Annotated in this window: 24 protein-coding genes; 11 read left to right on the forward strand and 13 right to left on the reverse strand. The window is 74.1% G+C overall.

The genetic code is table 11. The features are described 5' to 3' along the window. Window positions 1-86: 86 nt before the first annotated feature. From ACIA8F_RS06265 to ACIA8F_RS06275, 3 genes are read left to right on the forward strand one after another with little or no spacing between them, the layout of a single operon-like run. Window positions 87-2,201, forward strand: coding sequence for a putative cobaltochelatase (locus tag ACIA8F_RS06265; RefSeq protein WP_399377068.1), 2,115 nt, complete (start codon window positions 87-89; stop codon window positions 2,199-2,201). Then, window positions 2,201-2,800: a cob(I)yrinic acid a,c-diamide adenosyltransferase gene (gene cobO, locus ACIA8F_RS06270; protein ID WP_243338462.1), complete on the forward strand. Its 600-nt coding sequence runs from the start codon at window positions 2,201-2,203 to the stop codon at window positions 2,798-2,800. The genes ACIA8F_RS06265 and cobO overlap by 1 nt, the downstream gene beginning before the upstream one ends. Further along, window positions 2,794-4,194 (forward strand): cobyrinate a,c-diamide synthase, encoded by a 1,401-nt coding sequence (locus tag ACIA8F_RS06275; protein ID WP_399377069.1) that lies wholly within the window; start codon window positions 2,794-2,796, stop codon window positions 4,192-4,194. Before cobO ends, ACIA8F_RS06275 begins: the two co-directional genes overlap by 7 nt. A 29-nt stretch (window positions 4,195-4,223) precedes the next feature. Here ACIA8F_RS06275 and ACIA8F_RS06280 read toward each other — a convergent pair whose 3' ends face one another. Beyond that, window positions 4,224-4,970 (reverse strand): ZIP family metal transporter, encoded by a 747-nt coding sequence (locus ACIA8F_RS06280; protein WP_399377070.1) that lies wholly within the window; start codon window positions 4,968-4,970, stop codon window positions 4,224-4,226. On the opposite strand from ACIA8F_RS06280, the gene ACIA8F_RS06285 reads away from it, so the two are divergent. From ACIA8F_RS06285 to ACIA8F_RS06295, 3 genes are all read left to right on the forward strand, one after another. Then, window positions 4,971-5,222: a hypothetical protein gene (locus tag ACIA8F_RS06285; RefSeq protein ID WP_399377071.1), complete on the forward strand. Its 252-nt coding sequence runs from the start codon at window positions 4,971-4,973 to the stop codon at window positions 5,220-5,222. Continuing rightward, on the forward strand, window positions 5,219-6,643 hold the full coding sequence (cobC, locus tag ACIA8F_RS06290) for an Rv2231c family pyridoxal phosphate-dependent protein CobC (RefSeq protein ID WP_399377072.1): 1,425 nt from the start codon (window positions 5,219-5,221) through the stop codon (window positions 6,641-6,643). Before ACIA8F_RS06285 ends, cobC begins: the two co-directional genes overlap by 4 nt. A 264-nt stretch (window positions 6,644-6,907) precedes the next feature. Beyond that, window positions 6,908-8,146, forward strand: coding sequence for a CapA family protein (locus tag ACIA8F_RS06295; protein WP_399377073.1), 1,239 nt, complete (start codon window positions 6,908-6,910; stop codon window positions 8,144-8,146). Window positions 8,147-8,177: 31 nt separating this feature from the next. Here ACIA8F_RS06295 and ACIA8F_RS06300 read toward each other — a convergent pair whose 3' ends face one another. Together ACIA8F_RS06300 and ACIA8F_RS06305 are read right to left on the reverse strand one after the other, a co-directional pair. Then, window positions 8,178-9,077, reverse strand: coding sequence for an SCO1860 family LAETG-anchored protein (locus ACIA8F_RS06300; RefSeq protein ID WP_399377074.1), 900 nt, complete (start codon window positions 9,075-9,077; stop codon window positions 8,178-8,180). 295 nt (window positions 9,078-9,372) lie between these two features. Beyond that, window positions 9,373-10,488, reverse strand: a complete 1,116-nt coding sequence (locus ACIA8F_RS06305) for an amidohydrolase family protein (RefSeq protein WP_399377075.1) — start codon at window positions 10,486-10,488, stop codon at window positions 9,373-9,375. A 97-nt stretch (window positions 10,489-10,585) separates the two neighbouring features. Here ACIA8F_RS06305 and ACIA8F_RS06310 point away from each other — a divergent pair, with 97 nt between their 5' ends. Then, the gene (locus ACIA8F_RS06310; protein ID WP_399377076.1) at window positions 10,586-11,674 is read left to right on the forward strand and encodes a pyridoxal-phosphate-dependent aminotransferase family protein; all 1,089 of its coding nucleotides are present in this window, start codon (window positions 10,586-10,588) and stop codon (window positions 11,672-11,674) included. An 87-nt stretch (window positions 11,675-11,761) separates the two neighbouring features. On the opposite strand, the gene ACIA8F_RS06315 is transcribed toward ACIA8F_RS06310, so the two are convergent. The 8 genes from ACIA8F_RS06315 to ACIA8F_RS06350 form a co-directional block, all read right to left on the reverse strand. Next, window positions 11,762-12,820 carry an aminotransferase class V-fold PLP-dependent enzyme gene (locus ACIA8F_RS06315; RefSeq protein ID WP_399377077.1) on the reverse strand — a complete coding sequence of 353 codons (1,059 nt, stop codon included), beginning with the start codon at window positions 12,818-12,820 and terminating at the stop codon, window positions 11,762-11,764. A gap of 83 nt (window positions 12,821-12,903) precedes the next feature. Continuing rightward, on the reverse strand, window positions 12,904-13,614 hold the full coding sequence (locus ACIA8F_RS06320) for a DsbA family oxidoreductase (RefSeq protein WP_399377078.1): 711 nt from the start codon (window positions 13,612-13,614) through the stop codon (window positions 12,904-12,906). A 58-nt stretch (window positions 13,615-13,672) separates the two neighbouring features. Next, window positions 13,673-14,203 (reverse strand): GNAT family N-acetyltransferase, encoded by a 531-nt coding sequence (locus ACIA8F_RS06325; RefSeq protein ID WP_399377080.1) that lies wholly within the window; start codon window positions 14,201-14,203, stop codon window positions 13,673-13,675. A gap of 116 nt (window positions 14,204-14,319) precedes the next feature. Then, window positions 14,320-15,774: a penicillin-binding transpeptidase domain-containing protein gene (locus tag ACIA8F_RS06330; RefSeq protein WP_399377081.1), complete on the reverse strand. Its 1,455-nt coding sequence runs from the start codon at window positions 15,772-15,774 to the stop codon at window positions 14,320-14,322. 62 nt (window positions 15,775-15,836) lie between these two features. Further along, window positions 15,837-16,490, reverse strand: a complete 654-nt coding sequence (locus tag ACIA8F_RS06335; protein WP_399377338.1) for a response regulator — start codon at window positions 16,488-16,490, stop codon at window positions 15,837-15,839. A 98-nt stretch (window positions 16,491-16,588) separates the two neighbouring features. Further along, entirely contained in the window at window positions 16,589-17,920 is a 1,332-nt protein-coding gene (locus ACIA8F_RS06340; protein WP_399377339.1) for a sensor histidine kinase, read from the reverse strand. 79 nt (window positions 17,921-17,999) lie between these two features. Continuing rightward, the gene (locus ACIA8F_RS06345; protein ID WP_399377082.1) at window positions 18,000-18,995 is read right to left on the reverse strand and encodes a hypothetical protein; all 996 of its coding nucleotides are present in this window, start codon (window positions 18,993-18,995) and stop codon (window positions 18,000-18,002) included. 116 nt (window positions 18,996-19,111) lie between these two features. Further along, entirely contained in the window at window positions 19,112-19,897 is a 786-nt protein-coding gene (locus tag ACIA8F_RS06350) for an IclR family transcriptional regulator (RefSeq protein ID WP_399377083.1), read from the reverse strand. A gap of 156 nt (window positions 19,898-20,053) precedes the next feature. On the opposite strand from ACIA8F_RS06350, the gene ACIA8F_RS06355 reads away from it, so the two are divergent. The 4 genes from ACIA8F_RS06355 (at window position 20,054) to ACIA8F_RS06370 (ending at window position 23,477) form a co-directional block, all read left to right on the forward strand. After that, on the forward strand, window positions 20,054-21,583 hold the full coding sequence (locus tag ACIA8F_RS06355) for an aldehyde dehydrogenase (NADP(+)) (protein WP_399377084.1): 1,530 nt from the start codon (window positions 20,054-20,056) through the stop codon (window positions 21,581-21,583). Window positions 21,584-21,629: 46 nt separating this feature from the next. After that, the gene (locus ACIA8F_RS06360; protein ID WP_399377085.1) at window positions 21,630-21,857 is read left to right on the forward strand and encodes a hypothetical protein; all 228 of its coding nucleotides are present in this window, start codon (window positions 21,630-21,632) and stop codon (window positions 21,855-21,857) included. A gap of 81 nt (window positions 21,858-21,938) precedes the next feature. Then, window positions 21,939-23,207, forward strand: a complete 1,269-nt coding sequence (locus ACIA8F_RS06365) for a TerD family protein (protein WP_399377086.1) — start codon at window positions 21,939-21,941, stop codon at window positions 23,205-23,207. 102 nt (window positions 23,208-23,309) lie between these two features. Further along, window positions 23,310-23,477, forward strand: a complete 168-nt coding sequence (locus tag ACIA8F_RS06370) for a hypothetical protein (protein WP_383942648.1) — start codon at window positions 23,310-23,312, stop codon at window positions 23,475-23,477. An 80-nt stretch (window positions 23,478-23,557) separates the two neighbouring features. Here ACIA8F_RS06370 and ACIA8F_RS06375 read toward each other — a convergent pair whose 3' ends face one another. Both ACIA8F_RS06375 and ACIA8F_RS06380 read right to left on the reverse strand, forming a co-directional pair. Then, window positions 23,558-25,024: an alkaline phosphatase PhoX gene (locus tag ACIA8F_RS06375; RefSeq protein ID WP_399377088.1), complete on the reverse strand. Its 1,467-nt coding sequence runs from the start codon at window positions 25,022-25,024 to the stop codon at window positions 23,558-23,560. 166 nt (window positions 25,025-25,190) lie between these two features. Further along, window positions 25,191-26,720, reverse strand: a complete 1,530-nt coding sequence (locus ACIA8F_RS06380) for a hypothetical protein (protein ID WP_399377089.1) — start codon at window positions 26,718-26,720, stop codon at window positions 25,191-25,193. Between the last annotated feature and the right edge of the window lie 233 nt (window positions 26,721-26,953).

The raw sequence follows: 26,953 nt of genomic DNA on the forward strand, positions 1-26,953 counted from the left end.
ACCACATTCCGCAGCCGCCGCGCAGACACCGGCACCACCGCCACCCGCACGCCAATCCGTACCCGCATACAAGAAGGGGCCACCGCATGAGCACGCCCTACCCGTTCACCGCCCTGGTCGGCCAGACCGACCTGCGCCTCGCGCTGCTGCTCAACGCGGTGAGCCCCGCGGTCGGCGGTGTTCTCGTGCGCGGTGAGAAGGGGACCGCCAAGTCCACCGCCGTCCGGGCCCTGTCCACCCTGCTGCCCCAGGTGGAGGTGGTCCCGGGCTGCCGGTTCAGCTGCGCGCCCACCGCCCCGGACCCCGCCTGCCCCGACGGCCCCCACGAGCCGGGACCGGCCGCCGCGCGGCCCGCCCGGATGGTGGAGCTGCCCGTCGGCGCCTCCGAGGACCGGCTCGTCGGCGCCCTGGACATCGAACGCGCCCTCTCCGAAGGCGTGAAGGCCTTCGAGCCCGGCCTGCTGGCCGACGCGCACCGCGGGATCCTGTACGTCGACGAGGTCAACCTGCTCCACGACCACCTCATCGACCTGCTCCTCGACGCCGCCGCGATGGGCGCCTCCTACGTCGAGCGCGAGGGCGTCTCCGTACGGCACGCCGCCCGCTTCCTCCTCGTCGGCACGATGAACCCCGAGGAGGGCGAGCTCCGCCCACAGCTGCTCGACCGGTTCGGGCTGACCGTCGAGGTCGCCGCCTCCCGCGAGCCCCTCCAGCGGGTGGAGGTGGTGCGTCGCCGCCTCGCCTACGAGGACGACCCCGCGGGGTTCGCGGGCCGCTGGTCCGGGGACGAGGAGGAGGTGCGCGCCCGGGTGGTGGCCGCGCGGGCCCTGCTCCCGCAGGTGCACCTAGGCGACACCTCGCTGCTGCAGATCGCCGCGACCTGCGCCGGTTTCGAGGTCGACGGGATGCGCGCCGACATCGTGATGGCCCGTACCGCGACCGCGCTCGCTGCCTGGGCCGGGCGGACCGAGGTGCGCAAGGAGGACGTGCGGCAGGCCGCCCTGCTGGCCCTCCCCCACCGGCGCCGCCGCAACCCCTTCGACGCCCCCGGGCTCGACGAGGAGAAGCTGGACCGGATCCTGGACGGGTTCCCGGACGACGAGCCGGAGCCCGAGCCGGAGCCGGAGCCGGAGGGTCCCGGCGAGGGCCCGGAGGACGGCGGCCCGGACGACGGGGGCTCCGACGGCCCCGACGGCGGGGGCGGCGTACCCCCGCAGGGCTCGGGGCCGGAGGCACCCGAGGCGGAGCCGCAGGCTCCGGAGGCTCCCGAGACGCAGCCGTCCGCCCAGGAGAACGCTCGGGAGGACTCACGGGAGGACGAGGCGGCGGCCGGCCCGGCCGAGCAGGCGGCCGTACGGGCCGCCGAGCCGTTCCGCACCAAGATGCTCAGCGTCCCGGGCCTCGGCGAGGGCGCGTCCGGGCGGCGTTCGCGCGCCCGTACCGCCCACGGCCGCACCACGGGCGCCCAGCGCCCCCGGGGCCAGCTGACCAAGCTGCACCTGGCGGCGACCGTCCACGCCGCCGCCCCGCACCAGAAGGCGCGCGGGCGCACCGGGCGCGGGCTGGTCGTCCGCAAGGACGACCTGCGCCAGGCGACCCGCGAGGGACGCGAGGGCAACCTCGTCCTGTTCCTGGTCGACGCCTCCGGTTCCATGGCGGCCCGGCAGCGCATGAGCGCCGTCAAGGGTGCGGTGCTGTCCCTGCTGCTCGACGCCTACCAGCGCCGGGACAAGGTCGGCCTGATCACCTTCCGGGGTTCCTCGGCCGAGCTCGCCCTGCCGCCCACCTCCTCCGTCGACGCCGCCGCGACCCGGCTGGAGAACCTGCCGACCGGCGGCCGCACCCCGCTCGCCGCCGGACTGCTGAAGGCCCACGAGGTGCTGCGGATCGAGCGGCTGCGGGATCCGAGCCGGCGCCCGCTGCTCGTGGTCGTCACCGACGGGCGGGCCACCTCGGCCGGCGCCGTGGGCGGCGACCCGCGCGAGCTTTCGGCGCGCAGCGCCCGGCTGCTGGCGGCCGGCGGGGTCGCCTCCGTGGTCGTGGACTGCGAATCGGGTCCGGTCCGGCTCGGGCTGGCCGGAGCACTGGCCGCCGATCTGGGCGGCCCGGCCGTCACCCTCGACGGGCTGCGGGCCGATTCGCTGGCCGGGCTCGTGAAGAACGTCCGTACCCCATCCCCGACCCTCAGGAGGGCCGCGTAATGCCGCAGGGACAGCCGTCCGTCGTTCCGGACGACGGACTCACGACGCGTCAGCGCCGCAACCGCCCGCTCGTCTTCGTCCACACGGGGCCGGGCAAGGGCAAGTCGACGGCCGCCTTCGGTCTGGCGCTGCGCGCCTGGAACCAGGGCTGGCCGATCGGGGTGTTCCAGTTCGTCAAGTCGGCGAAGTGGAAGGTCGGCGAGGAGAACGCGCTGAAGGTGCTCGGCGCCTCCGGCGAGGGCGGCTCCGTCGTCTGGCACAAGATGGGCGAGGGCTGGTCCTGGGTCCAGCGCGACGCGCAGCTCGACAACGAGCAGGCGGCCAAGGAGGGCTGGGAGCAGGTCAAGCGCGATCTGGCCGCCGAGACGCACAAGCTGTACGTGCTGGACGAGTTCGCGTACCCGATGCACTGGGGCTGGATCGACGTCGACGAGGTCGTCGAGGTGCTGCGGAACCGTCCCGGAACCCAGCACGTGGTGATCACCGGGCGCAACGCACCGGAGAAGCTGGTGGAGTTCGCGGACCTCGTCACCGAGATGACCAAGGTCAAGCACCCGATGGACGCCGGCCAGAAGGGCCAGAAGGGCATCGAGTGGTGACCTCGTTCAACGTACCGAGACTGGTCATCGCCGCGCCCTCCTCCGGCAGCGGCAAGACCACCGTGGCGACGGGCCTGATGGCGGCCTTCTCGGAGCGCGGCCTGGCCGTGTCCCCGCACAAGGCCGGGCCCGACTACATAGACCCGGGCTACCACGCGCTGGCCACGGGCCGGCCCGGGCGCAACCTGGACGCCTTCATGTGCGGACCGGAGCTGGTCGCTCCGCTCTTCGCGCACGGGGCCGCCGGATGCGATCTGGCCGTCGTCGAAGGCGTGATGGGGCTCTACGACGGGGCCGCGGGGCGGGGTGAACTGGCGTCGACGGCACAGGTCGCGAAGCTGCTCCGGGCGCCGGTGGTGCTGGTCGTCGACGCGTCCTCGCAGTCGCGGTCGGTGGCGGCACTGGTGCACGGCTTCGCCTCCTTCGACCCGCAGGTGCGGCTCGGCGGGGTGATCCTGAACAAGGTCGGCTCCGACCGGCACGAGGTGATGCTGCGGGAGGCCCTGGAGGAGGCGGGCATGCCGGTGCTCGGCGTCCTGCGGCGGGCTCCGCAGGTGGCCGCGCCCTCCCGGCACCTCGGGCTGGTGCCGGTCGCCGAGCGGCGGCGCGATGCCCTCGACTCCGTGACGGCCCTGGCCGAACAGGTCCGCCAGGGCTGCGACCTGGACGCGCTGATGGCCCTGGCCCGGACGGCCCCGCCGCTGCTCTGCGAAGCCTGGACTCCGGTGAATCCAGCCTCGCCGGCGTTTGAGGCGCGGGGTCCGGGGCGGAGCCCCGGCGGTGGCGCCGCACCCGTCATCGCCGTCGCCGGAGGCGCAGCCTTCACGTTCTCCTACGCCGAGCACTCGGAGCTGCTGCGCGCGGCGGGCGCGGAGGTCGTCACCTTCGATCCGCTGCGGGACGAAGCGCTCCCGCCCGGCACCACCGGCCTGGTGATCGGCGGCGGGTTCCCCGAGGTGTACGCCCCGGAGCTGTCCGCCAACGAGCCGCTCCGCAAGGCCGTCGCCGCGTTCGCCGCGGCCGGCGGTCCGCTGGCCGCGGAGTGCGCGGGGCTGCTGTACCTGGCCCGCTCCCTGGACGGGAAGCCGATGTGCGGGGTGCTCGACGCCGACGCCCGGATGTCGGAGCGGCTCACGCTCGGCTACCGCGAGGCGGTGGCCGTCTCCGACAGCGTCCTGGCTCCGGCCGGGACCCGGCTGCGCGGGCACGAGTTCCACCGGACGGTGATCGAGCCGGGCGCGGGCGGCGCACCGGCGTGGGGCTTCACGCATCCGGAACGCCGGGTCGAGGGCTTCGTGAGCGGCGGTGTGCACGCCAGCTACCTGCACACGCACTGGGCGGCGGAGCCTTCCGTGGCCCTGCGGTTCGCCGAGGCCGCGGCAGCCCGTCGGTGAACGGCAGACCCCCGGCGTCGGCCGCCCGCTCACTCCGCCAGGCCCACGACCAGCCAGATCCCGGCCACTCCGCCGACGGTGCACATCAGGGTGGACAGCGCGGGGTGCTTGTGATGGGCCTCGGGCAGGATCTCGGCGGCGGCCAGGTACAGCAGGACGCCTCCGAAGAAGCCGAGGTAGGCCCCGAGCGGTTCCTCCGGAAGGGTGAACAGCAGAGTGGACGCGGCGCCCACGACGGGGGCGGCCGCATCCGCGAAGAGCATGAGCAGGGCCTTGCGGCGGGCGTTCCCGTACAGCCGGGTGAGGGTGTACGTGTTGAACCCGTCGGCGAAGTCGTGGGTGATGACGGCCAGTGCCACGGCCACGCCCATCCCCCCGCCGACCTGGAACGCGGCGCCGAGGGCCACCCCGTCGGCGAGGCTGTGGCCGACCATGGCGGCGGCCGCCGTCAGGCCGACCTCGGGGACCCGCTGCACGTGGTCGGGGTGCCCGTCGCCGTTCGTGCCCCCGTGGGAGGCCTGGCGGACGGCCAGGAGCCGTTCCACGCAGTGCGCGGCGAGGAATCCGCCGACGAAGAGCAGCAGGGCCAGCGGGACGCCGAAGACCTCGTCGCCCGCGGCGTGCATGGCCTCCGGGAGCAGGTCGAGGCCCACGACGCCGAGCATCAGCCCGCTGGCCAGGCCCAGCACGAGGTGGCGGCGGTCGGTGACGCGCTGCGCCGTCCATCCGCCTGCCAGGGTCATCAGGAACGCACCCAACGCCACGATCACGGCCATGTGCCCCTGCATACCGACTCCGCGCCGCCCGCGCACTTCCGCGCCCGGGTGGCGGGCCACGGCGGGTTGACGCTCCGGCGGTGCCCGCGGTCCGCGCGGCCCCCGCGCACGAGGCCGGGGACCCTGACCGCGGCCGGGACCCTGACCGGGACCCTGACCGCGGCCGGAACCCTGACCGGGACCCTGGCCGCAGCCGGAACCCCGGCCGCCACCACGAGCCGCACCACGAACACGACGACGGAGAACGGGTGAACCTGTTGGGCGAGTACGCGACGCAACTGGTCGTCGGGGTCGGTGGCCGCGCCGGCGTGTCCGTGGCGGAGGTCTGCGCGCTGGTGGAGGAGACCCTGCGCGGCGCCGGACTGGAGTCGGGGTCGGTGACGGCCCTGGCCACGGTGGAGGGGAAGGTCCTGGAAGCGGGCATCGCAGGTGCGGCGGAACGTTTCGGCGTGCCGCTGCTCAGCTACCCCGCCGAGCGCCTGGCCGCGATCCCGGTCCCGCACCCCTCGGACGCCGCCCGCGAGGCCGCCGGCACCGCGTCGGTGGCGGAGGCCGCCGCGCTCGCCGGGGGCGGGGAACTCCTCGTACCCAAGCGGCGGTCGGTCGCGGCGACCTGCGCCGTGGCCACGGCCCACACGCACGATCTGCGCCACCACGGGGACGCGGAGGTCGCCGACGGGGGCGCCAAGCTGGTCGACCTCGCGGTGAACGTGCGGTCCCACACGCCGCCGCAGTGGCTGAAGGACCGGATCGCGGCTTCGCTCGACCTCCTGTCCGCGTACCCCGACGGCCGCGCCGCCCGCGCGGCCGTGGCCCTGCGGCACGGGCTGCCGGTCGAGCGGGTGCTGCTGACCGCCGGGGCCGCGGAGGCGTTCGTCCTGATCGCGCGGGCGCTGGGCGCCGTACGGCCCGTGGTGGTGCATCCGCAGTTCACCGAGCCGGAGGCGGCCCTGCGCGATGCGGGCCACCGGGTGGAACGGGTGGTGCTGCGGGCCGCGGACGGCTTCCGGCTGGACCCGGCGGCGGTGCCCGAGGAGGCCGACCTCGTGGTGGTCGGGAACCCGACCAACCCGACCTCGGTGCTGCACCCGGCGGCGACCCTGGCCGCGCTGGCCCGGCCCGGGCGCATCCTGGTGGTCGACGAGGCCTTCATGGACGCGGTCCCCGGCGAACGCGAGGCGCTGGCCGGGCGCACGGACGTACCGGGCCTGGTGGTGCTGCGCAGCCTGACCAAGACCTGGGGCCTGGCAGGGCTGCGCATCGGCTACGTGCTGGCCGAGCCCGGGGTGATCGCGAAGCTGGCGGCGGCGCAGCCGCTGTGGCCGGTGTCCACGCCCGCCCTGGTGGCGGCGGAGGCGTGCGTGGCCCCCGCGGCGCTGGCCGAGGCGGAGGCCGCGGCCCGGCAGATCGAGGTGGACCGGGAGCACCTCCTCGCGGGGCTCGCGGAGTTCGAGGAGATCTCGGTGGCGGGTACGGCGGCGGGGCCGTTCGTGCTGATCCGGGTCGAGGGCGCGGCCGAGATCCGCACCCGGCTGCGCGCGCTCGGCTTCGCCGTGCGCCGCGGGGACACCTTCCCGGGGCTGGACCGCTCATGGCTCCGGCTGGCGGTCCGCGACCGCGCGACGACGGGCCGCCTCCTCCAGGCGCTCGACCTGGCCCTCGCGGCGCGCTGACCGCGGCTGGGTGCGCTGACCACGGCTGGGGTGCACTGACCGAGGCCCGGGCCCGGCCACGGCCCGGGTACGCCGGCCACGGCCCGGGCGGGCCGACCACCGCCCGGGTACACCGGCCACGCGCCAGGGGTGCTTCGCCGGCCGCGGCCGCCCTGTGCGAGCCTCACTCCATTGGCGCGTTTGCGCGGGTCGCGCATGGCGGCGTCCGTACGGGTGCGCGACTATTTCCGCAGGTAGTGACCATGCGACACCGGGGGTACGGGGATGAAGACAGTCGGCAGGATAGGTGCGGCCGTGGCCGGACTGGCCGTGGTGGGAGGCGCCGTCTACGGCGTGACGCAGCTGGCGGGCGAGGACGGCGGGGCGGCGGCGAAGCAGCGGCTGGGGGCGAAGCCGGGGGCGGCGGCGAGTCCGGGCCGCGAATCCGCGGCCGGAGCCACGGCCTCCGCCCCGCCCGGCGCGAAGCCGTTCACCCTCGTCGGCACCGGCGACATCATCCCGTACCCGTCGATCATCCAGCGGGCCGCCGACGACTCCGCCGAGAAGGGCGGTCACGACTTCCGGAAGATACTCGCCGGGGTCAAGCCCCTCGTCTCCGCCGCCGACCTGGCCATATGCCACCACGAGATACCGTACGGCCGGCCCGGCGGCCCCTACACCGGATACCCCCTCTTCAGGGCACCGCACCAACTGGCCGACGCCCTCAAGGACACCGGCTACGACAGCTGCTCGACCGCCTCGAACCACACCCTGGACGACGGGTACGACGGCCTCGTCCGCGTCCTCGACAACCTCGACCGCGTCGGCATCCGCCACGTCGGATCGGCCCGCGGCGCCGAGGAGGCCAAGGCCCCGGCCGTGCTGGAGGCCGGCGGGGCCAAGGTCGCGCAACTGGACTACACGTACGGGACGAACGGCGTCCCGCTCCCCGAGGGCAAGCCCTGGGCCGTGAACCTGATCGACCCGGCGCGGATCATCGCCGACGCCCGCGCCGCGCGCGCGGCCGGCGCGCACGTGGTCGTCCTCAGCGTCCACTGGGGCACCGAGTGGCAGACGGCCCCGGACAAGCAGCAGCTGGAGCTGGCCCAGACGCTGACCGCCTCGCGCGGGGCCGACGGCCTCCCCGACATCGACCTGATCCTCGGTACCCACAACCACGTGCCGCAGCCGTACGAGAAGGTCAACGGCACCTGGGTGGTCTACGGCATGGGCGACCAGGTGGCCAGCTTCTACGAGGCCGAGAAGGCCCGCGGCAACATGTCCTCGGTCCCCCGCTTCACCTTCGCCCCGGCGGCCGCCCACCCGGGCCGCTGGGAGGTGGTGAAGGCCGAGTACCTCACCCAGTTCTCCGACATGCGGCCGCCGTTCCGCGTCGTCTGCACCTCCTGCGAGGCCGCCGCCTCCTCCGGCGACGGCACCTACGCCGCCGCCGACCGCGAGGTGACGAAGGCCGTCATGTCACGCGGCGCCGGGGAGCAGGGACTGACCCGCGCGACGAAGTAGGGCGGAGCGGTCCCCCGGCACCACGAGGCCCTTACGAGGCCTTGCCGCGCCGGGTCACGACCAGCGCGGCGGCGCCGAAGCCGAGCAGGATCAGGGCGCCGCCCGTCACGTACGGGGTGAGCGAGCCGCCTCCGGTCTCGGCGAGCCCGGCCTGGGATCCGGAGCCGCCCGCGGTGGCCGTCTGGGGCTTGATGCCGGGCAGCGTGGAAGCCTCGGCGGTGGGGGCGGCCGGGGACTCGCAGCGGGCCTCGGCGAGCACGATCTCCCCCTCGACCTCGGCCACGTTCAGGTCGAGGGGGTCCACCGACACCTTGAGCCGCAGCGCGCTCGCGGCGGCCGTCGTGGAGGTGGTCTGCGTGCCGGAGAGCTCCAGGCTCACCAGGCCGACCTTGGGGACCTCCACCTTGGTGGGGCCGCCCGCCGAGAGGGTGACCTTCTTGCCCAGGACGGTCACGGTGCCCAGGACGTTGGCGCTGGCGACCGGCTTCTCTCCCGCCTCGCAGACGGCCTTGGAGCTGACCTTCTCCACCTCGATCAGGGACAGCAGCGGCAGGCCGGGTACGTGGATCCGGGCCTTGGCCAGGTTCGCCTCGGCCTCAGCGCGGCCGGAGTCGACGGTGGCCTTGGACGTGGCGACGTCGGCGCGCAGGACGCTCACCGGCGCTCCGCCCTCGACCCCGTCGAGGGTGACGGTCAGGGCCGTCTTCGCCGCGTCGGCCGGGGCGGTGACCTCGTTGAGGGTCGCGTTCAGCGGGATGTGCACGGTCTTGTTGAGCAGGCCCACGTCCAGGGTGGTGCGCAGGACGACGGCACTGGCCTTGCCCGTGCCCGGGTGGGATCCGGTGGCGAAGGCGGGCGGTGCGGCGAGCAGGGCAACCGCTCCCGTGGCGACGAGCGCGGCCGCGGGCATGCGGAAGGTGTTGCTGTTCAAGGTGGTGGAACCCCCAGGGAGATGGGAGCCGTCGCGCCGCCAATGGGGGACATTGCGCGCGCCGACGGCCTCGACCCGGGAATCTTTACGCACTGAGAGTGAACGGGGGTGAACCCGACGTGAGTTCACCCCAATGGGTGGTTTCCAGGCATAGGTTCGAATACATACGCCTCACCCGGAACGGGAGTTCCCTCCCATCCCGGGAATCTCGGCCGTCCGAGCCCGCAGCGGGCGTACACAACGACGGTGCGGGCGCCGACGTCACGCCCCGTCAACTCCCGTACGCCTGCGGCCCTCAGGCCACCACCCTCCCGTTCACCACCACCCGCTGCGGCGCCGCCAGTGCCCGTACGTCGGCCCGCGGGTCGGTCGCGTAGACCACGAGGTCGGCCGGTGCGCCCTCGGTCAGGCCGGGCCTGCCGAGCCACTCGCGCGCACCCCAGGTCGTCGCCGCGAGGGCTCGCAGCGGCGGGATCCCGGCCTTGACGAGCTCGCCGACCTCCGCCGCGACCAGGCCGTGCGGGAGGGAACCCCCCGCATCCGTGCCGACGTAGACCCCGATGCCCGCGTCGTAGGCGGCGCGGACGGTGTCGTAGCGCCGCTCGTGGAGCCGGCGCATGTGCGCCGACCAGTGCGGGAACTTGGCCTCGCCGCCCGCGGCCATCTTCGGGAAGGTCGCGATGTTCACGAGGGTCGGGACGATGGCCACCCCGCGCTCCGCGAACAGCGGGATGGTGTCCTCGGTGAGCCCCGTGGCGTGCTCGATGCAGTCGATGCCCGCTTCGACCAGGTCCCGCAGGGAGTCCTCGGCGAAGCAGTGCGCGGTGACCCGCGCGCCGAGGCGGTGGGCTTCGGCGATGGCCGCCTCGACCTCGGCGCGCGGCCAGCAGGCCGTCAGGTCCCCGACCTCGCGGTCGATCCAGTCGCCGACCAGCTTGACCCAGCCGTCGCCGCGCCGCGCCTCGCGGCCCACGTACGCGACGAGGTCGTCGGGCTCGATCTCGTGGGCGAAGTTGCGGATGTAGCGGCGGGTCCGGGCGATGTGCCGGCCCGCCCGGATGATCTTCGGCAGGTCCTCGCGGGCGTCGGCCCAGCGGGTGTCGGACGGGGACCCGGCATCGCGGATGAGGAGGGTGCCGGCGTCCCTGTCGGTCAGGGCCTGCCGTTCCGCGGTGTCGGCGTCCACCGGCCCGTGGGCGTCGAGCCCCACGTGGCAGTGCGCGTCGACCAGCCCGGGCAGGACCCACCCGGCGACCTCGGTGAACTCCCCCGCGCCGCGCGGGCGCTCGTAGGAGATCCGGCCGCCGATCACCCAGAGTTCGTCGCGCACCTCGTCGGGCCCGACCAGCACCCGCCCCTTCACGTGCAGCAGACCCGGCTGTGCGCTGTCTCCGTTGACCTCGTCGCTCATGGCGGCACTCTATGTGCGGGCTCGGTAGGCTCTCCAGGTCGGTCCGGACGTATCCGGACGAACGACCCCGACCCGAGCGAACGAAGAGAGCGGCGCCGTGAACCACCCCCTCCTGGACCTTCCGCCCCTGACCGCCGCGCGGTTCGCGTCGATCGAGCGGGGGGTCGCGGAGCTGCTCGGGACCCGGGCCGACGTGGTGATCACCCAGGGCGAGGCACTGCTGCCGCTGGAGGGATGCATCCGGTCGGGCGCACGACCCGGTTCGACCGCGCTGAACGTGGTGACCGGCCCCTACGGCACCACCTTCGGCAACTGGCTGCGCGACTGCGGGGCGCACGTCGTGGACCTGGAGGTCCCCTTCGACACCGCCGTGTCCGCCGCCCAGGTGGACCGGGCCCTGTCCGAGCACCCGGAGATCGACTTCGTCTCCCTGGTCCACGCGGAGGCGGCCACCGGGAACACCAACCCGGTGGCGGAGATCGGCGAGGCCGTACGGGCCCACGGGGCGCTGTTCATGCTGGACGCGGTGGCCTCGGTGGGCGCGGAGCCGCTGCTCCCGGACGCCTGGGGCGTGGACCTGTGCGTGATCGGCGCGCAGAAGGCGATGGGCGGCCCGGCGGGGGTCTCGGCGGTGTCGGTCTCGGACCGCGCGTGGGCCCGCTTCGCGGAGAACCCCGCGGCGCCGCGCCGCTCGTACCTCTCCCTGCTGGACTGGAAGGAGCGCTGGATCGACGCCGGGCGCACCGCGCTGCCGCACGCACCGGCGCAGCTGGAGATGCTGGCGCTGGAGGCCTGCCTGGACCGCATCGCGGCCAAGGGCCTGCCGGCGGTGACGGCCCGCCACGCGGCCGCCGCGGCGGCGACCCGCGCGGGCGCGGCGGCGCTGGGCATCGACCCGTTCGTCGGCCCGGCCGCGGCGGCGGCCCCGGTGGCCACCACCCTGCGGGTCCCGGACGCCTCCGCGGTGGTGGCGAAGGCCCTCGCGGCGGATCCGGCGGCCCCCCTCGCGGCGGGCGGCGGCGCGCTGGCGCGGGAGATGGTCCGGGTCAACCACTACGGCACGGCGGCCTCCCCGGACACCGTGGCCTCCTGCCTGACGGCCCTGGCCGGGGCCCTGTCGGCGGACCCGGCCGGGGCCCTCGCGGCGGCGGCCTCGGCCTGGCAGACGGCCCTGCCCTCCGCCTGAACCGGCAGGCCGGGCGGCCGGGCGGGCGGAGTCGATCCGGCCGCCCGGGGCCGGCCGCCCGGGTCAGCCCGCGCCGGCCCGGCCGGGTCAGCCCTCCAGGAAGTTCAGCAGCCGGTCCACGTCCGCCTCGGTGGTGTAGAGGTGGAAGGAGGCCCGCAGGCTTCCCGCGCGGGCGGCCGTGGGGATGCCCGCGGCGAGCAGGGCGCCCTGGTGGTGGGCCAGACCCGGCACGGAGACGATCGGGGATGCGCCCGGGACGGGCTCGTGGCCCAGGCGGGCGAGGCCGGCGCGGTAGCGGGCGGCCAGGGCGGTGTCGTGGGCGTGGACGGCGTCGATGCCGATCCGCTCCAGCAGGGCCAGCGAGGGCTCGGCCGCGTGGTAGGCCAGGAAGGCCGGGGACTCGTCGAAGCGCCGGGCCCCGTGGGCCAGTTCCCGCAGCGGGCCGTAGATGGCGTCCCACATGGAGGCGAGGGCCACCCAGCCGGCGTGCAGCGGGGTCACGGTGTCCTGGGCCTCCTCCGAGACCGTGAGGTAGGAGACCCCGCGTGAGGCGAGCAGCCACTTGTACCCGGCGGTGACCGTGTAGTCGTAGGGGCTCGCGTCGAAGGGCAGCCAGCCCGCCGCCTGGGAGGCGTCGACCAGCATCCGCGCCCCGTGCGCGGTGGTGGCGGCGCGCACGGCCGCCAGGTCCGCCGCACGGCCGTCGGCGGACTGTACGGCGCTCAGCGCGACCAGGGCGGTGTCCGGGCCGACGGCTTCGGCGAGGGACTCCAGCGGGGCGAAGCGGACCTTGAGGTCGCCGCGCACCACGAAGGGGTTGATGTCCGAGGCGAACTCGCCCTCCGGGCAGAGGACTTCGGAGCCGCCGGGGAGGGAGGCGGAGATCAGGCCGACATGAGTGGAGACGGCCGAACCGACCGCCACGCGGTCCGCGGGAACCCCGACCAGGCGGGCGAAGGACTCCCGCACCCGCTCGACGCGGCCGAAGTCGCCGAAGCCTTCCGGGAGTCCGGCTCCGGCGGCCTCCGCGAGCCGCCGCACCTCGGCGACGGCGGCTCGCGGGAGGATCCCGCAGGTGGCGGTGTTGAGATAGGTGGTGGAGTGGGCGAACTCGTCGCGGACGGCCTCGGGCACGGATGGGTCCATGCCGTTCACTCTGGGCCAGAACCACCCCAAAGTCCATTGCCTGGTTTCATGCACCACACCAAAGGACTACTTATGAGAGCGCCTTAGGGGTGCGGCACCGCGCACGCTCCGTCGGGCTCGCACGCCTCGCCCTCGGGGGCGGTGGGCGCGAGGACCTCGCGGCCGGCCCAGGCCTGCTCCAGCGCCTGCGTGAAGACCTCGGCAGGCTGCCCGCCGGAGATCCCGAAGCGGCGGTCCAGCACGAAGAACGGTACGGCGTTCGCACCCAGTTCGGACGCTTCGCGCTCGTCGGCGCGCACCGCGGAGGCGTACGCGCTCTCGTCGCGCAGCACCGACCGGGCCTCCCACTCGTCCAGTCCGGCCTCGACCGCGAGCGCGACCAGCACCTCGGGGTCGAAGACGGAGCGCTCCTCGCCGAAGTTGGCGCGGTAGACGAGGTCGAGCAGCTCCTCCTGGCGGCCGCGGTCGGCGGCCATGTGCAGCAGGCGGTGGATGTCGAAGGTGTTGCCGTGGTCCCGGCCCTCGGTGCGGTACGTCAGCCCCTCGGCGCGGGCGCTCGCGGCGACGTACTCCTCCATGCCGCGGGCCTCTTCGAGGGTGCGGCCGTACTTCTTGGCCAGCATGTCCAGGACGGGCGCCACCTGGCCCTTGGGGCCGTTCGGGTCGAGCTCGAAGGAGCGGTAGACCACCTCGACCTCCTCGCGGTGTGCGAAGCCGGCCAGCCCCTTGGCGAACCGGGCCTTGCCGATGTAGCACCACGGGCAGGCGATGTCGCTCCAGATCTCGACGCGCATGTTCCTTCTTCCCTCCACGGAATCAACTGTTCCGTGTTCAACCATCCGGCCCGGCATCTCATTCCCCGGACGGGCCGCTCCCGGACGGGCCGCTCCCGGACGGGTCCCCCACCGTGAGCCACAGGATGCGGTGGGAACCCGCGACCCGGGCTCCGGCCGGGTCCGGGAGCCAGCCGTGGGTGGCGTAGAAGGCCTGGGCGCGGAGGTTGTGCTCGTAGACCTCCAGGCGGACCCTGCGGACGCCCGCGCGGCGCCAGGCGTCGAGGCAGGCGGCGTGCAGGGCCGCCCCGGTGCCGCGGCGCCAGTGGACGGGGTCCACGTGCAGCTGGGTGAGGGTGGTCTCCCCGTCGGCGGTGCGGAAGGCCGCCACCCCGGTGACCTCCCCGTCCCGCTCGGCGCAGAGCACCCCGCCCGCGTCGCCGGGCCGCGCGACCGCCCGGGACCAGCCCTCCCGGGTCCGCGCGAGCTCCGCCTCGCCGCCGTAGGCCTCCGCGGGGATTCGGCCCTGGTAGTAGGTGGCGCGGGCCCGGGTGTGCAGGGCTGCGATGGCGTCGAGGTCGGCGGGGAGCGCGGCTCTGATCATGGACATGGGAACGCGCCGGGAACCCCGGCGGTTCCCGGCGCGCTTCCCGCGCGTCCGGCACGGACGTGAATCGGCCATGCGTACGAGACAAGGCGGCGGGGCGGCGGCGCCGCCCGGCGCGGCTACTTCTTCAGCCACGCCTCCATCATCTTCTGCGCCACGGGGGCGGCGAGCTTGCCGCCCGCGATCTCGGAGCGGTCGGTGTCCGACCCGACGATCACCACGGCGACGGCGATCTGCTTGCCACCGGCCTTGCCGTACGTGGTGTACCAGGCGAGCGGCGGGAGGCTGTTGCCCACGCCGCGCTGGGCGGTACCGGTCTTGGCACCCGACTCCACGCCCGGGATCTGGACGTTCTTGCCGCCGCCCTCGGTGGCGACCGTCTTCATGGCCTCCCGGAGCATCGAGGCGGTCTTCCCGCTCATCACCTGCGTGGACTTCGGGTCCTTGAAGCTCTGCAGCACGTTGCCGTTGGAGTCGGTGACCTCGGAGACCTCGTGCGGGGCGACGAGCTTGCCGCCGTTCTCGATCGCGGCACTCACCATCGCCATCTGGAGCGGCGTGGCCTGGACGTCGAACTGGCCGATACCGGTCTGCGCGACCTGGTCGACCGACATCTTCTTCTTCGGGTACTTGCTCGCGGGGTCGGTGTAGACGGGGAGCTCGTGGATCACGTTGAAGCCGAGCTTCTCGGCCATCGCCCGCATCTTGTCCTGGCCCAGCTTGTGCGCGAAGTCGGCGAAGACGTTGTTGCAGGACAGCTTGAGCGCGGTGCGGGGGCTGACGTTGTTGCACTGGTCGTCGCTGACCTCGCTCTTGAGCTTGCGCACCGTGCCGGGGATCGCGTAGTCCCCGGGAACCGAGGTCGGCGTGTCGATGTTCGTGACCAGGCCGTTCTCGATGGCTGCCGCCAGGGTGACCAGCTTGAAGGTGGAGCCGGGTGCCTGCGGGTTGCGCAGCGCGGTGTTCACCATGGCCTTGCCGTTGTCGGCGTTGAGCTCGTTCCACGCCTTCTGGTCCGCTTCGCCCGCGCCGGAGATGGTGCCCGGGTCGTAGGACGGGTTGTTCACGACGGCCAGGATCTCGCCCGTCGCCGGGTCGATCGCCACGGCCGAACCCTGCTTGCCCTGGAGCGCGTCCCAGCCCGCCTTCTGGACGTTCTTGTCGATCGTGGTGAGGACGTTGCCGGGGGTGGCCCGCTTGTTGGTGAGCGTGTCCATGACGCTCTTGAGCCGGTTGTCGGTGCCGTTGAGCACGTCCCTGTAGACGCCCTCCAGCATGCTCCAACCGAAGGCCTGGGAGCTGTAACCGGTGACCGGCGCGTACAGCGGTCCGTCGACGTACGTCCGCTTGTACCGGAAGTCCTTGCCGCCCGTGTCCGTGGAACCGGTGATCGCCTCCCCGCCCACGATGATGTTCCCCAGCGGGTTCTCGTACTTCCCGATGAGGTTGCGCCGGTTGTTCTTGTCGTCTGCGAGGGCCTGGCCTTGGTATGCCTGCACCCAGGTGACCCGCACCAAAAGGGCCAGCACCAGAAGCAGACAGAAGACCGACGCACGCCTGATCGTCTTGTTCATCCCCCAGAAGGACGCCCCAGCCGCCCCGGGCGTTCCGCTCTGCCCCGATTGTGGCGGAGTTCTCAGCCTTTCTTCATGAGGAAGCCTCCCTCGTACGCCGCGATGACCGCCTGGGTCCGGTCCCGGGAGCCGGTCTTCGCCAGCACCGCGGCCACGTGCGTCTTGACCGTCTGCGGGCCGACTCCGAGCCGCTCGCTCACCTCGTGGTTGGAGAGCCCGGCGGCCATCAGCCGCAGCACGCCGGCCTCCCGGTCCGTGAGCCGGGCGACCCAGGGGGCGGCGGCCGGGCCGGCCCCGGGCGGGGTGTGGGCCGCGGCCAGGGCACGGACGGCCGCCGGGAAGAGCAGCGAGTCCCCGCGGGCCACGAGCCGGACCGCGGCGGTCAGCTCGTCGGGATCGGCCCGCTTGAGGAGGAACCCGGCGGCTCCCGCGCGCAGCGCGTCGTAGACGTAGGCGTCGTTCTCGAAGGTGGTGACCACCACGATCCGGGGCGGCTCGGCCATGGTGGCGAGGATCCGCTCGGTGGCCCGGATGCCGTCGATCTCCGGCATCCGCACGTCCATGAGCACCACGTCCGGTGCGAGCGCCCGCACCACGGCCACGGCCTCGGCGCCGGTGGCCGCCTCCCCCACGACCTCCAGATCGGGCTCGGCGTCGAGGATGACCCGCAGGGCGGTACGGACCATCCGCTCGTCGTCGGCCACGACCAGCCGCAGCGGCCGACGGCCCGGCCCGGCCGTCGCCGAGGGCGCGGCCGCGGGCGCGGGGGGAGACGCATCCGGGTTCGCCGGCCCGGCCGGTTCCGTCGCCGGGCTCATCGGGCCCCCTCGCCGGATCCGGCGTGCCCGCCGAGCGGCAGGACGGCCCGCAGCCGCCACCGGCCCTCGTGCGGCCCGGCTTCGACCTGCCCGCCGAGCAGTGCGGCCCGCTCGGCGGCGCCCCGCAGCCCCCGGCCCCCGGTGGTGCGGGCCCCCACAGCGGCCGGAGCCGGGGCCGGGGCCGCCGGATCGTTGGTCATGATGATCTCCAGTTCTCCGTGTCCCCGGGGCTCCTCGTGTCCACCGGGCTCCCCCGTCCCACCGGGTTCCCCCTGCCCACCGGGCTCCCCGGACCCACCGGCGTCCCCCCGCCCTCCCCCGCGCACCCGTACGGAGATCTCCAGCTCGACCGGCCCCCTCCCGTGCCGCAGTGCGTTGCTCAGTCCCTCCTGCACGATCCGGTACGCCTCGCGGGAGGCGATCTCCGGGAGCCGTCCCCAGTCGCCGGCCGGTCCCGGGTCCTGGCGGGCGGTGATGGGCGTCCCGGAGGCCCGGCTGCGGGCCAGCAGCCCGTCGAGGTCGGCGGCAAGGGTCGGAGCCGCGGGCAGTCCGCCGCCCCCGGCGCCCGCTCCGTCGCCCTCGCGCAGCAGCCCCAGGACGGCGTCCAGCTCCCCCACCGTGCGCCGGGTGGTGTCCTCGATCGCGGCGAGCGCCTCCCGGACGAAGCCGGGGTCGGTCTCGAGCACCCGCCGGGCGGCGCTCGCCTGGAGGGTGACCGCGCTCAGGGCGTGCCCGACGGCGTCGTGCAGCTCCCGCGCCAGCCGGTTGCGGACCGCCAGGTCGGCGGCGCGCTCCTCGGCGGCCGCCAGCCGGTCCGCCGCCGTCGGCCCGAGCAGCACGGGCGCCAGCCGGGCCAGCAGGGCTCCCGCCCCGGCGGCGGCCAGGACGACCCCGGCCAGCAGCGCGATCCCGGCCAGGGCGGCAACGTAGGGGTGGGCCCGGGCGTCGAACCAGCCGAGCATGGCTGGCATGTCCCGCAGCGGGCTCACGAACGGCAGGGCGATCAGCACCACCGCCAGGGGCGGCACGGCCAGGCTCATCCCGCTGACCAGGGCTCCGATCCCCAGGTGCAGGGTCCACCAGGCCGAGGCCCGTCCCCGGGCCGCCCAGCTCCGGGCCGGCCCCTCGGCGAACCGCTCCCCCGGCACCCCGCACAGGGCCCGCGCGGCGGCCACGGACATCGGCCGGACCAGTCCGGACAGCCCGGTCACGGCGATGAGCGGCAGGGCGACGGCGTAGGCCAGCAGGCTGAGGGGCAGGGAGGTGAGTGCGTTGACCCCGCCCGCGCCGCCACCGACCGCCACCTGCGTGAGCAGGAAGTACGGCATCAGCAGGGCTCCGCCGAGTATCTGGTGCACCCAGCGCAGCCGGGCCCCTGCCCCCAACAGCCTCTCCACGCCGTCTCCTTCAGCCGGTTCGGCGCTCGGCCAGGAACCGTGCCATGACACTGACCGCAAGGAGCCCGACGATCATCTGGCCAGCGTAGATCAGATACGTCGCGGTGGTCGTCGGTTCACCCTGGCCCGAGTCCCCGCCCAGCACGGCGGTCATCATCCACAGGCCCCAGCACAGGGTCGCCGCCGCCCCGGTCCACGCCATGACCAGCGGCCACCACGCCCGCCGGTCCCCGCCCCCGGCGAGCAGCACGGCCCCCACCCCGGCGGTCAGCGCACACAGCGCGTGGACGAAGGACACCGCTCCCGCATCGGAGGAGTACTGCGCGATCTGGTCCGCATCGTGTCCGGCCGTACCGCCGAAGGCCCAGTACAGGTGCGTCGCCGCCACCACCGCCGCCATCGCCGCCGCGGCTCCCGCCACCACCCCCGTGGGTGACGGGAGCCGCTCCTCGAGGACGCCCTGCCAGGACCGGCCCCAGCGCTCTCGCGCATAGGGCACGAACAGTCCGGTCAGGGCTATGGCTTGGATGATGAAGCCCGGATAGACCACATGGAAGACCCACGGATCGAGGAACGGCGGCTGAGCCGCCCGCGCGGCCTCGTCCGGCCCCAGTCCCGCGCCGCGCAGGAGGAGTTGACCGGGGAAGCCGAGGACGATCGGTGTCAGCAGTCCGGTGGCGATGAAGACGGGGAGGAGCAGCAGCCAGGACGGCACGCGCTGTCCCCAGGGCCTGGTGAGCACCAGGACCAGCAGGACCACGCTGGAGTCCATGACCAGCGACAGGCCGTTGAGCACGGTGAAGAACGGCCTGCCCGGCTCCAGGAGCACGCTGCCGTCCGGTATCCCGAGATGGCTCCCGGCCAGCCAGGCGGTCTTCAGCGTCAGATAGGGGACGGTGGCGGCGATGGCCGCCGCCCGGAGGAACCTGCGCCCAGCCCCCGGCCGGGAGGCCGGCGGCTGCGCTGCCCCTCCCGGTCGCGGCGTGTGAACGGCTCGTGTGGTCATGGCTCAACGGTCCCGCGTCCGCGCCCCCGCCACCTCCCCCTTGAAGGGGAACCGTCTCCCCCGGGTGGGGGAGGAATCAGGCCCTCCGCCGCCCGGCCCGTGCCCGGGGCCCCGCCTCACATCCGCCGCGTCACCACCGACAGCCGGTCGCGCGCCGCGAACAGCGCCGCCTTGATGCCCCGTTCGTGCCCCGGCGTCAGCCGCGCCACCGGCACCGAACAGCTCACCGCGTCCCGCGCCGGCGTCCGGTACGGCACCGCCACGCCGAAGCAGCGCAGTCCGAGGGTGTTCTCCTCCCGGTCCACCGCGTACCCCTGCTCCCGCACCAGTGCCAGGTCCTCGATGAGCCGGTCCCGGTCGGTGATGGTGTGCTCGGTGACGGCTTCGAGCCGCCGCGGCAGCAGTGCCCGTACCTCGTCGTCCGTGTGCGTGGCGAGCAGCGCCTTGCCGAGCGCCGTCGAGTGCACCGGCAGCCGCCGCCCGACGCGGGTGAAGGGCCGCAGGTAGTGCTGGGACTGCCGGGTCGCCAGGTAGACCACGCTCGTCCCGTCCAGGCGGGCCAGGTGGATCGTCTCCGTCGTGTCGTCGGAGAGCCGGTCCAGGGTGGGCCGCGCGGCCGCCACCACCTCGTCCCCGTCGATGTACGAGCTGCCGACGAGCAGCGCCCGTACGCCGATTCCGTAGCGGGTGCCCGTCGCGTCCGTCTCCACCCAGCCCAGGTTCACCAGGGTGCGCAGCAGCATGTAGAGGCTGGATTTGGGCAGGGAGAGGGCGCCCTGGATGTCGGCCAGGCTGTGCAGCCCCGGCCGGGAGGCGAAGTGTTCCAGCAACTGGACCGTTCGTACCGCCGACTTGACGGCCGCCGGTGCTCCCGAGCCCCCCGGCTCGGCTGTGGTGGTCATCCGCCTTCGTGCCCCTCTGTCTCTTGCTGTCTCTTGTCAACCCGGAAGACACGGAAATAGAGTCCACGGTGGATGTGATCATTCATCCAACGGAACAGCGTTCACAATACTGAACGCATCCGCGCGGGTCAGCGTAGATCCAGGAGGCAGTTCGCCATGGCAGCAACACCAGTCTGGAGTGTGGACCCCCGCACCGGGAAGCACCGCGAGCAGGTTGCGGTGGAGGCCACATCCCGGGAGGTGGACGAAGCCGTGCGCGCGGCCCACGCCGCCCGCGGCGCGCTGGCCGACGCCGGCAGGCGCGCCGCCTTCCTGCGCGCCGCCGCCGATCTGCTCGACGAGTCCGCCGCCCACGTCATCGAGGCGGCCGACGCCGAGACCGCGCTCGGGCCCGGCCGGCTCACCGGGGAACTCGCCCGCACCACGGGCCAGTTCCGCGCCTTCGCCGATGCCGTGGACGAGGGCTCGTACCTCGACATCCGCATCGACCGCGCCGACCCCACCACCGCCCCGCCCCGCCCCGAGCTGCGCCGCTACAAGGTGCCGCTGGGCGTGGTCGCGGTCTACGCCGCCTCCAACTTCCCCCTCGCCTTCTCCGTGCCCGGCGGCGACACCGCCAGCGCGCTGGCCGCGGGCTGCCCGGTCGTGGTCAAGGCACACCCCGACCACCCGGCCACCTCCGAGCTGTGCGCCTCGCTGCTGCGCCGGGCCGCCGTGGCGGCCGGACTGCCGGCCGGGGTCGTCGCCGTGGTCCACGGGTTCGACGCGGGACTGGAGCTGATCCGGCACCCGCTGGTCGGCGCCGCCGGGTTCACCGGTTCCATCCGGGGCGGGCGGGCCCTGTTCGACGCCGCCGCCGCGCGGCCCGTACCGATCCCCTTCCACGGTGAACTGGGCTCCCTCAACCCGGTCGTGGTCACCCCGGCGGCCGCCGCGGAGCGCGCCGAGGAGATCGGCGGCGGGCTGGCCGGCTCGGTCACGCTCGGCGTCGGCCAGTTCTGCGTCAAGCCGGGCCTGGTCCTCGTACCCGAGGGTGCGGACGGGGACCGGCTCGCCGGTGCGCTGACCAAGGCGCTCGGAGAGACCGAGCCCGGGGTGCTCCTCGACCACCGGATGCGGGACAACTTCGTCGCCGGGGTCCGCGAACGCGCCGCGCTGCCCGGGGTCGACGCACCCGTCACCCCCGGATCCGGCGGCGAGCACACCGTCGGCGCGGGCTACCTGAGCGTGCCGGTGCGGACCCTGCTGGAGGGCGGGCCCTACGAGGTGCTCCTGGAGGAGTGCTTCGGCCCGGTCACGGTGCTGGCCCGGTACGCCGGCCAGGACGAGGCCGCCGCCCTGCTCGGGCGGCTCCCCGGCAACCTCACCGCGACCCTCCAGCTGTCGGCCGCCGAGGCGGACGGCGGCCCGGGTCCGGCGGCGGAGCTGATCGCCCAGGTCACGACGCTGGCGGGCCGGGTCGTGGTGAACGGCTGGCCGACCGGTGTGGCGGTGGCCCCGGCCCAGCACCACGGGGGCCCCTACCCGGCGGCGACCTCCCACTCCACCTCGGTCGGCGGCACGGCCGTCGAACGCTGGCTGCGCCCGGTGGTCTACCAGTCGGTGCCGGACGCCCTGCTCCCGGCGGAGCTCCGCGAGGCCAACCCGCTGGGTCTCCCGCGACGGGTCACGGGAGACGCCCGATAGCCATATTGCGTTGCGGGGCACCGCCCTCGGGCGGCACCCTCGGCGCATGCCGAAACCCCACGGATTCTCGTACGAACAGCGGGGCGACCAGAGCGTCGTCATCACCCACCAGGGCCGGGCGGCGGCCACCCTCCGGGGCGGGCGGGCCGCGGCCTTCCTCGCCGAGGTCGAAGCCGGCGACGCCCAGCTCGTGATGGCGCGCTGGACCGGCTCCTACAAGTTCGGCAACGAGCGGACGGCCAGGAACCACCCCCGCAACCGGGGTCGGGTCTGAGGCGCGGGTGAAGAACCGGGAAACCGGGTGAAAGTAAGGGAACGGCAAAGCCACCTCGGTCGTTCTCCCGGCATGACCGCTATGACCCCTGGTTCCAACCTGCCGCTCAATGCCGTCCGCGTGACGGTGGACGTGGCTGCCCCGGTGCGGCTCGACGTGTCCGCGCTGCTCCTCGCCGCCGACGGCAAGGTGCGTTCCGACGCCGATTTCATCTTCTTCAACCAGCCGTCCGGCCCCGGCGTCACCTACCGCTCGGGCGGCGGCACGGCACCGGACTCGATCACCGTGGACACCGGATCGGTCCCGCCCGGCATCGAGCGGATCGTCATCACGGCCAGCCCGGACGCCGCCGGCCAGTCCTTCCAGGGCATCGAGCCCACCGCCACCGTGCGGGACGCGGGCGGCGGAGCGGTGATCTCCACCTTCACCCCGCCGCGGCTCGGCACCGAGACCGCCCTGGTGGTCGTCGAGGTCTACCAGCGCGGCGGCATCTGGAAGGTGCGAGCCGTCGGCCAGGGGTACGCGAACGGCCTCGCCGGCATCGCGACCGACTTCGGGGTCTCGGTGGACGACGAGCCGGCTCCGGCGGCCGCCGCCCCGGCCCCGGTCGCCCCGCCCGCCCCGCCCGCGCCCCCGGCTCCCCCGGCGGCGCCGCCCACGTACGCGGCCTCCCCCTGGCTCACCAGCGGCGCACCCGGGACGGCCCCGGCGCCCCAGCCGGTCGCCCCCGCGCCCGTGGCGGCACCCGCCGCCGCTGCCGCCCCCGGTGCCGGGAAGATCAACCTCGACAAGGGCCGGGTCAGCCTCCAGAAGAACCAGACCGTCTCCCTGGTCAAGGGCGGCCGCCCGCTGCTCTCCCAGGTCAAGATGGGCCTCGGCTGGGAGCCCGCGTTCCGCGGCCGCGACATCGACCTGGACGCCTCGGTCATCGCGTACGGCCCGCAGCGCAACCACATCGACAGCTGCTACTTCGGCAAGCTGTCCATCCTCGGCGGCTCCGTCAAGCACTCGGGCGACAACCTCACCGGCGAGGGCGCGGGCGACGACGAGGTGATCGTCGTGGACCTCGGCCGGCTGCCCGCGGACGCGACGGGCCTCGTCTTCACGGTCAACTCCTTCTCCGGCCAGAAGTTCACCGAGGTGGCCAAGGCCTACTGCCGCCTCATCGACGCCGCGACCGACGAGGAGCTGGTCCGCTTCGACCTCACCAGCGCCGAGCCGCAGACCGGCGTGATGATGGCGAAGCTCATCAAGCAGTTCTCGGGCGAATGGGAGATGACGGCCATGGGCGAGTTTGTGAAGTCGCGCACAGTGCGGGGCATGGTGAAGCCGGCCGCACAGGCACTCTGAGCAGGTGGGCGGGCACATGGAGCGACAAGCGCCCTCTGCGGGTGACCTGTTCCACCCTTAATACGGGGGTGGCTGTCAGTGCTCGCCCGTAGCCTTGGAACCATGCACCAGACACTCCAGCCCGCGGGCCCCGCCCGCCCGTCCGCCGCCGAGGCGAACGAGGCGATCCGGCAGCTCGTCGAGAGCCGGGTGGACGGCGAGTGGCCCTCCGAGGCGTACGAGTTCCTCCTCGAAGAGTGGGCCGCGGCCAGCCGCGCCGAATCTCAGTAACGAACGAACAGAGCGAGACGAAGCGAAGAGCCGCCGGGCCCGAAGGCCCGGCGGCTCTTCTCATGTCCGCCGCTCCCGGATCAGCGGCGGCGGCGCCACGGTCCCGTGACGGCCAGCATGATGCCCGGGTCCTGGATGTTGGCGAAGAGCGTCCGCCCGTCCGGGGAGAAGCAGACCCCCGTGAACTCCGAGTACTCCGGCTCCTCGGCCGTCCCCATGTTCATCTCGTTGCGGGCCAGCGGGTACGTGCGCCCCGACTCGGTCGCACCGAAGAGGTGCTGCAGCCCCGAGCCGTCCTCGGCGATGATCAGACCGCCGTACGGGGAGACCGTGATGTTGTCCGGCCCGTCGTAACCGCCGTCCACGGACGGGTCGGCGTTCACCCCGAGCAGGACCTGGAGCCGCACCGTGCGCCGCTTGGGGTCGTAGAACCACACCTGGCCGTCGTGGGCCGCGCCCGGGCTCTCCTCGCGGGCGTAGGAGGAGACGAAGTACGCCCCGCCGTCGGCCCACCACATGCCCTCCAGCTTGCGCGCGCGGGTCACGGCCGACTCCCCGAACTGCTTGCGCACCGCCACGGTCCGCGCGTCGCGGTCCGGGACCGGCACCCAGTCCACCCCGTAGGTGGTGCCGATCTTCGTGGCGCGCGAGAGGTCGTCGACGAACCGCCCCGCGCTGTCGAAGCACTTGGCGGCCGCCAGCACACCGGCGTCGGCGGCGAGCGTACGGAGCTTGCCGCGCCCGTGGCGGAAGCCGCTCGGCGGGGTCCAGCGGTAGAGCAGCCCGTTGGGGCCGGAGGCGTCCTCGGTGAGGTAGGCGTGGCCCTGGCGCGGGTCGATGACGACGGCCTCGTGGGCGTACCGGCCGAAGGCCTTGACCGGCTTGGGGTCGCGGTTGGCCCGGCGGTCGTGCGGGTCCACCTCGAAGACGTAGCCGTGGTCCTTGGTCATCCCGTTCTTGCCGGCGAGGTCCTCGTTCTCCTCGCAGGTCAGCCAGGTGTCCCAGGGAGTGGAGCCGCCCGCGCAGTTGGTCGACGTACCGGCGATGCCCACCCATTCGGCGACCTCGCCGCCGCGCCGGACCTCCACGACCGTGCAGCCGCCGGCCGCGCCCGGGTCGTAGACGAGGCCCTCGGTGAGCGGGACGGGGTGCGTCCAGTTCGCGCGGGGGCCCTTCAGCTCGTGGTTGTTGACGAGGAGGGTGACGCCGCGGTGGCCCTCGAAGGCGGCGGTGCCGTCGTGGTTGGACGGGGTGCTCTCGCCCGAGTCGAGCGTGGTGACACCGCTGTGGGTGATCACGCGGTACGTGAATCCGGCGGGGAGGGCCAGGATGCCGGCCGGGTCGGGGACGAGGGGACCGTAGCCCGGTCCGTGGCCGTGGCCGTGGCCCCGGTCCTGGCCCTGGTCGGCGCCGGCGTCCTGCAGTGCGCCGTCGTCCGCGGCGAGTGCGCCGGGAGCGGTGGCGAGTGCGCCGACCGTTCCGGTGAGCGCGACTCCCGCACCCGCGAGTGCGGTGCGGGTGGTGAAATCTCTACGGCTGAGCGGCATCGGGTCTCCAGGGGTGGGGAGGTGCTGCGCCTGTCGTGCGGTCGTCGGCGCACACGCTCCCGCCCGCACGTGAACGCCGACTGAACTACCCGGGAAAACGAATCGACCCCTTGACCGGTGTCCCCCTTGGCCGACTCCCATTCGGGAACGGCCGGTTACCGGCGCCTCACACGCCCCGGGAACGCGCCTTGAACGCGGCCTTCCGGGCCTCCTTGGCCGCCTTCCTGTCGGGGTGCAGCCGCCCCATCGCCTCCAGGACCTGAGCCGTCGCCGGGTGCTCCACCCGCCAGGCCTGTTCGAAGAACCCGGCGTGATGGGCGGTCAGCGATTCGATCAGGAGCGGCAGCTCCGCCTCGGCGCCCTCCCCGCCGTCGGCTCCCCCGCCGCCCGCTCCGCCCGTCGCGAGCTGCGCCGCGATCGTGTCGACCGTCAGCCAGAACACCATGTCCTGGTCCGGCGCCGGTACGTCGGCCGCCCCGCGCTCGGCCAGCCAGACCCGGGCGAGCCCGCCGAGCTCGTGGTCGTCCAGGACCGCGCGCACGGCCTGCTCGGCCTCCGCTCCGGCCGGAGCGAGGGCCTGCTGGCAGCGCAGCCGGCGCAGCGGGCCGCCGGCGTCGGCTCCGCGCGCGGCGGCGAGCAGCTCCGTGGCGGCTTCGGGTACGGGGCGGCCGGCCAGCCACTGGTCGATCTCGGCCTGGGCGGCGGCCTCGGAGTAGTGGGAGACCACGTCGAGCAGGACGTCGGCGCCCTTGCCGGCCAGCTCTCCGACGGCCGGGGCCTCGACGCCCGCCTCCAGCATGCGCGCCCGGATCCCGTACAGGCCGAGCGGGGTCAGGCGCACCAGCCCGTACCGGGAGACGTCCTCCTCGTCGGGGGCGGCGGCGCCGGCGGCGAGGAACTCCTCGTCCTCGGCCTCCGCCATCAGCTCCTCGTCGACGGGGCGGAACTCGACCAGCCCGATCGGCTCCAGCTGCCGGAACTGGTCGTCGAGGCGCATCATCGCGTCCGAGACCTGTTCCAGTACGGCGTCGGTGGGGTCGCCCATGTCGTCCGGCACCACCATCGAGGCGGCGAGCACCGGGAGGGGTACCGGGCCGTCGGCCGTGCCGCCTTCGGCGACGGCGAGCAGGTAGAGGTTGGCGAGGACCCCGTCGAGGAAGTCGGCCTCGCGGCGCGGGTTCCAGTCGAGCTGGTCGAAGTCGATCTCGCCGCCCGCGTCGAGGGCGTCGACGAGGTCGTCCAGGGCCGGTACCGCCGCGTCCGCGAGGACGGTGTCCAGGGCCGCCAGCCACAGGTCGAGCACGTCGCCGGGGGTTCCGCCGGTCACCAGGGCCAGGTCCTCGCCGGGCTCGGCGGTGCCGAACTCCCGCTCGTCCCCGTCCGCTTCCCCGGCGGCGGAGCCGTCCTCCTCCGGTTCGGTGACGTCGACGAGGCCGGTGTCGACGGCCACCCGCCAGGCCTGGCTCGCGTGGGCGGCGGAGTCCTCGTCGGCCGGGTCGAGGCCCAGGTGGGCCACCGCCTGCGGCAGTTGCGCGGCGACGAGCTCGCCACCGGTGTCCACGCGGGTGTCCGGTCCGGCCCAGCGGGCCAGGCGCACGGCGCGGGCGAACAGCGGGGCGGCCAGGGCTTCGCGGGCGAGTTCCGCGTCGGGGAGCAGCCGTACCGGCGGCAGCGTGGGGTGCGAGTCTGCGGACATGGGGCGGTTCTCCTCGCGGGCACGGGTGGTTCGGGTACGGGTGGTTCGGGCGGTTCGTCTACAGGTCGTACGGCGCCCCAGAGTAGACGCATTTCGGGCGCTCCCGGCGGCCCCTCCCCTTTGGTTCATCCCACAGTCAACCGCCGTATTCCCTGGAGGGCTTGACAACTTTGCCGGCCACGAAGGAAATTGACGCGCGTAGATGTCCGCCTCCCCCTCCACACACCGGAGTT

The sequence above is a fragment of the Streptomyces sp. NPDC051563 genome (assembly GCF_044454225.1).
Lineage (GTDB): Bacteria > Actinomycetota > Actinomycetes > Streptomycetales > Streptomycetaceae > Streptomyces.

Bases quoted from the DNA above. Each gene is read 5' to 3' on its own strand.
- cobO (WP_243338462.1), top strand. From the start codon at position 2,201: ATGCCGCAGGGACAGCCGTCCGTCGTTCCGGACGACGGACTCACGACG.
- ACIA8F_RS06360 (WP_399377085.1), top strand. From the start codon at position 21,630: ATGCCGAAACCCCACGGATTCTCGTACGAACAGCGGGGCGACCAGAGC.
- ACIA8F_RS06325 (WP_399377080.1), bottom strand. From the start codon at position 14,203: ATGTCCATGATCAGAGCCGCGCTCCCCGCCGACCTCGACGCCATCGCA.
- ACIA8F_RS06370 (WP_383942648.1), top strand. From the start codon at position 23,310: ATGCACCAGACACTCCAGCCCGCGGGCCCCGCCCGCCCGTCCGCCGCC.
- ACIA8F_RS06315 (WP_399377077.1), bottom strand. From the start codon at position 12,820: ATGGACCCATCCGTGCCCGAGGCCGTCCGCGACGAGTTCGCCCACTCC.
- ACIA8F_RS06380 (WP_399377089.1), bottom strand. From the start codon at position 26,720: ATGTCCGCAGACTCGCACCCCACGCTGCCGCCGGTACGGCTGCTCCCC.
- ACIA8F_RS06295 (WP_399377073.1), top strand. From the start codon at position 6,908: ATGAAGACAGTCGGCAGGATAGGTGCGGCCGTGGCCGGACTGGCCGTG.
- ACIA8F_RS06330 (WP_399377081.1), bottom strand. From the start codon at position 15,774: ATGAACAAGACGATCAGGCGTGCGTCGGTCTTCTGTCTGCTTCTGGTG.
- ACIA8F_RS06350 (WP_399377083.1), bottom strand. From the start codon at position 19,897: ATGACCACCACAGCCGAGCCGGGGGGCTCGGGAGCACCGGCGGCCGTC.
- ACIA8F_RS06305 (WP_399377075.1), bottom strand. From the start codon at position 10,488: ATGAGCGACGAGGTCAACGGAGACAGCGCACAGCCGGGTCTGCTGCAC.
- ACIA8F_RS06365 (WP_399377086.1), top strand. From the start codon at position 21,939: ATGACCCCTGGTTCCAACCTGCCGCTCAATGCCGTCCGCGTGACGGTG.
- ACIA8F_RS06345 (WP_399377082.1), bottom strand. From the start codon at position 18,995: ATGACCACACGAGCCGTTCACACGCCGCGACCGGGAGGGGCAGCGCAG.
- ACIA8F_RS06280 (WP_399377070.1), bottom strand. From the start codon at position 4,970: ATGGCCGTGATCGTGGCGTTGGGTGCGTTCCTGATGACCCTGGCAGGC.
- ACIA8F_RS06375 (WP_399377088.1), bottom strand. From the start codon at position 25,024: ATGCCGCTCAGCCGTAGAGATTTCACCACCCGCACCGCACTCGCGGGT.
- ACIA8F_RS06265 (WP_399377068.1), top strand. From the start codon at position 87: ATGAGCACGCCCTACCCGTTCACCGCCCTGGTCGGCCAGACCGACCTG.
- ACIA8F_RS06355 (WP_399377084.1), top strand. From the start codon at position 20,054: ATGGCAGCAACACCAGTCTGGAGTGTGGACCCCCGCACCGGGAAGCAC.
- ACIA8F_RS06340 (WP_399377339.1), bottom strand. From the start codon at position 17,920: ATGCCGTACTTCCTGCTCACGCAGGTGGCGGTCGGTGGCGGCGCGGGC.
- ACIA8F_RS06320 (WP_399377078.1), bottom strand. From the start codon at position 13,614: ATGCGCGTCGAGATCTGGAGCGACATCGCCTGCCCGTGGTGCTACATC.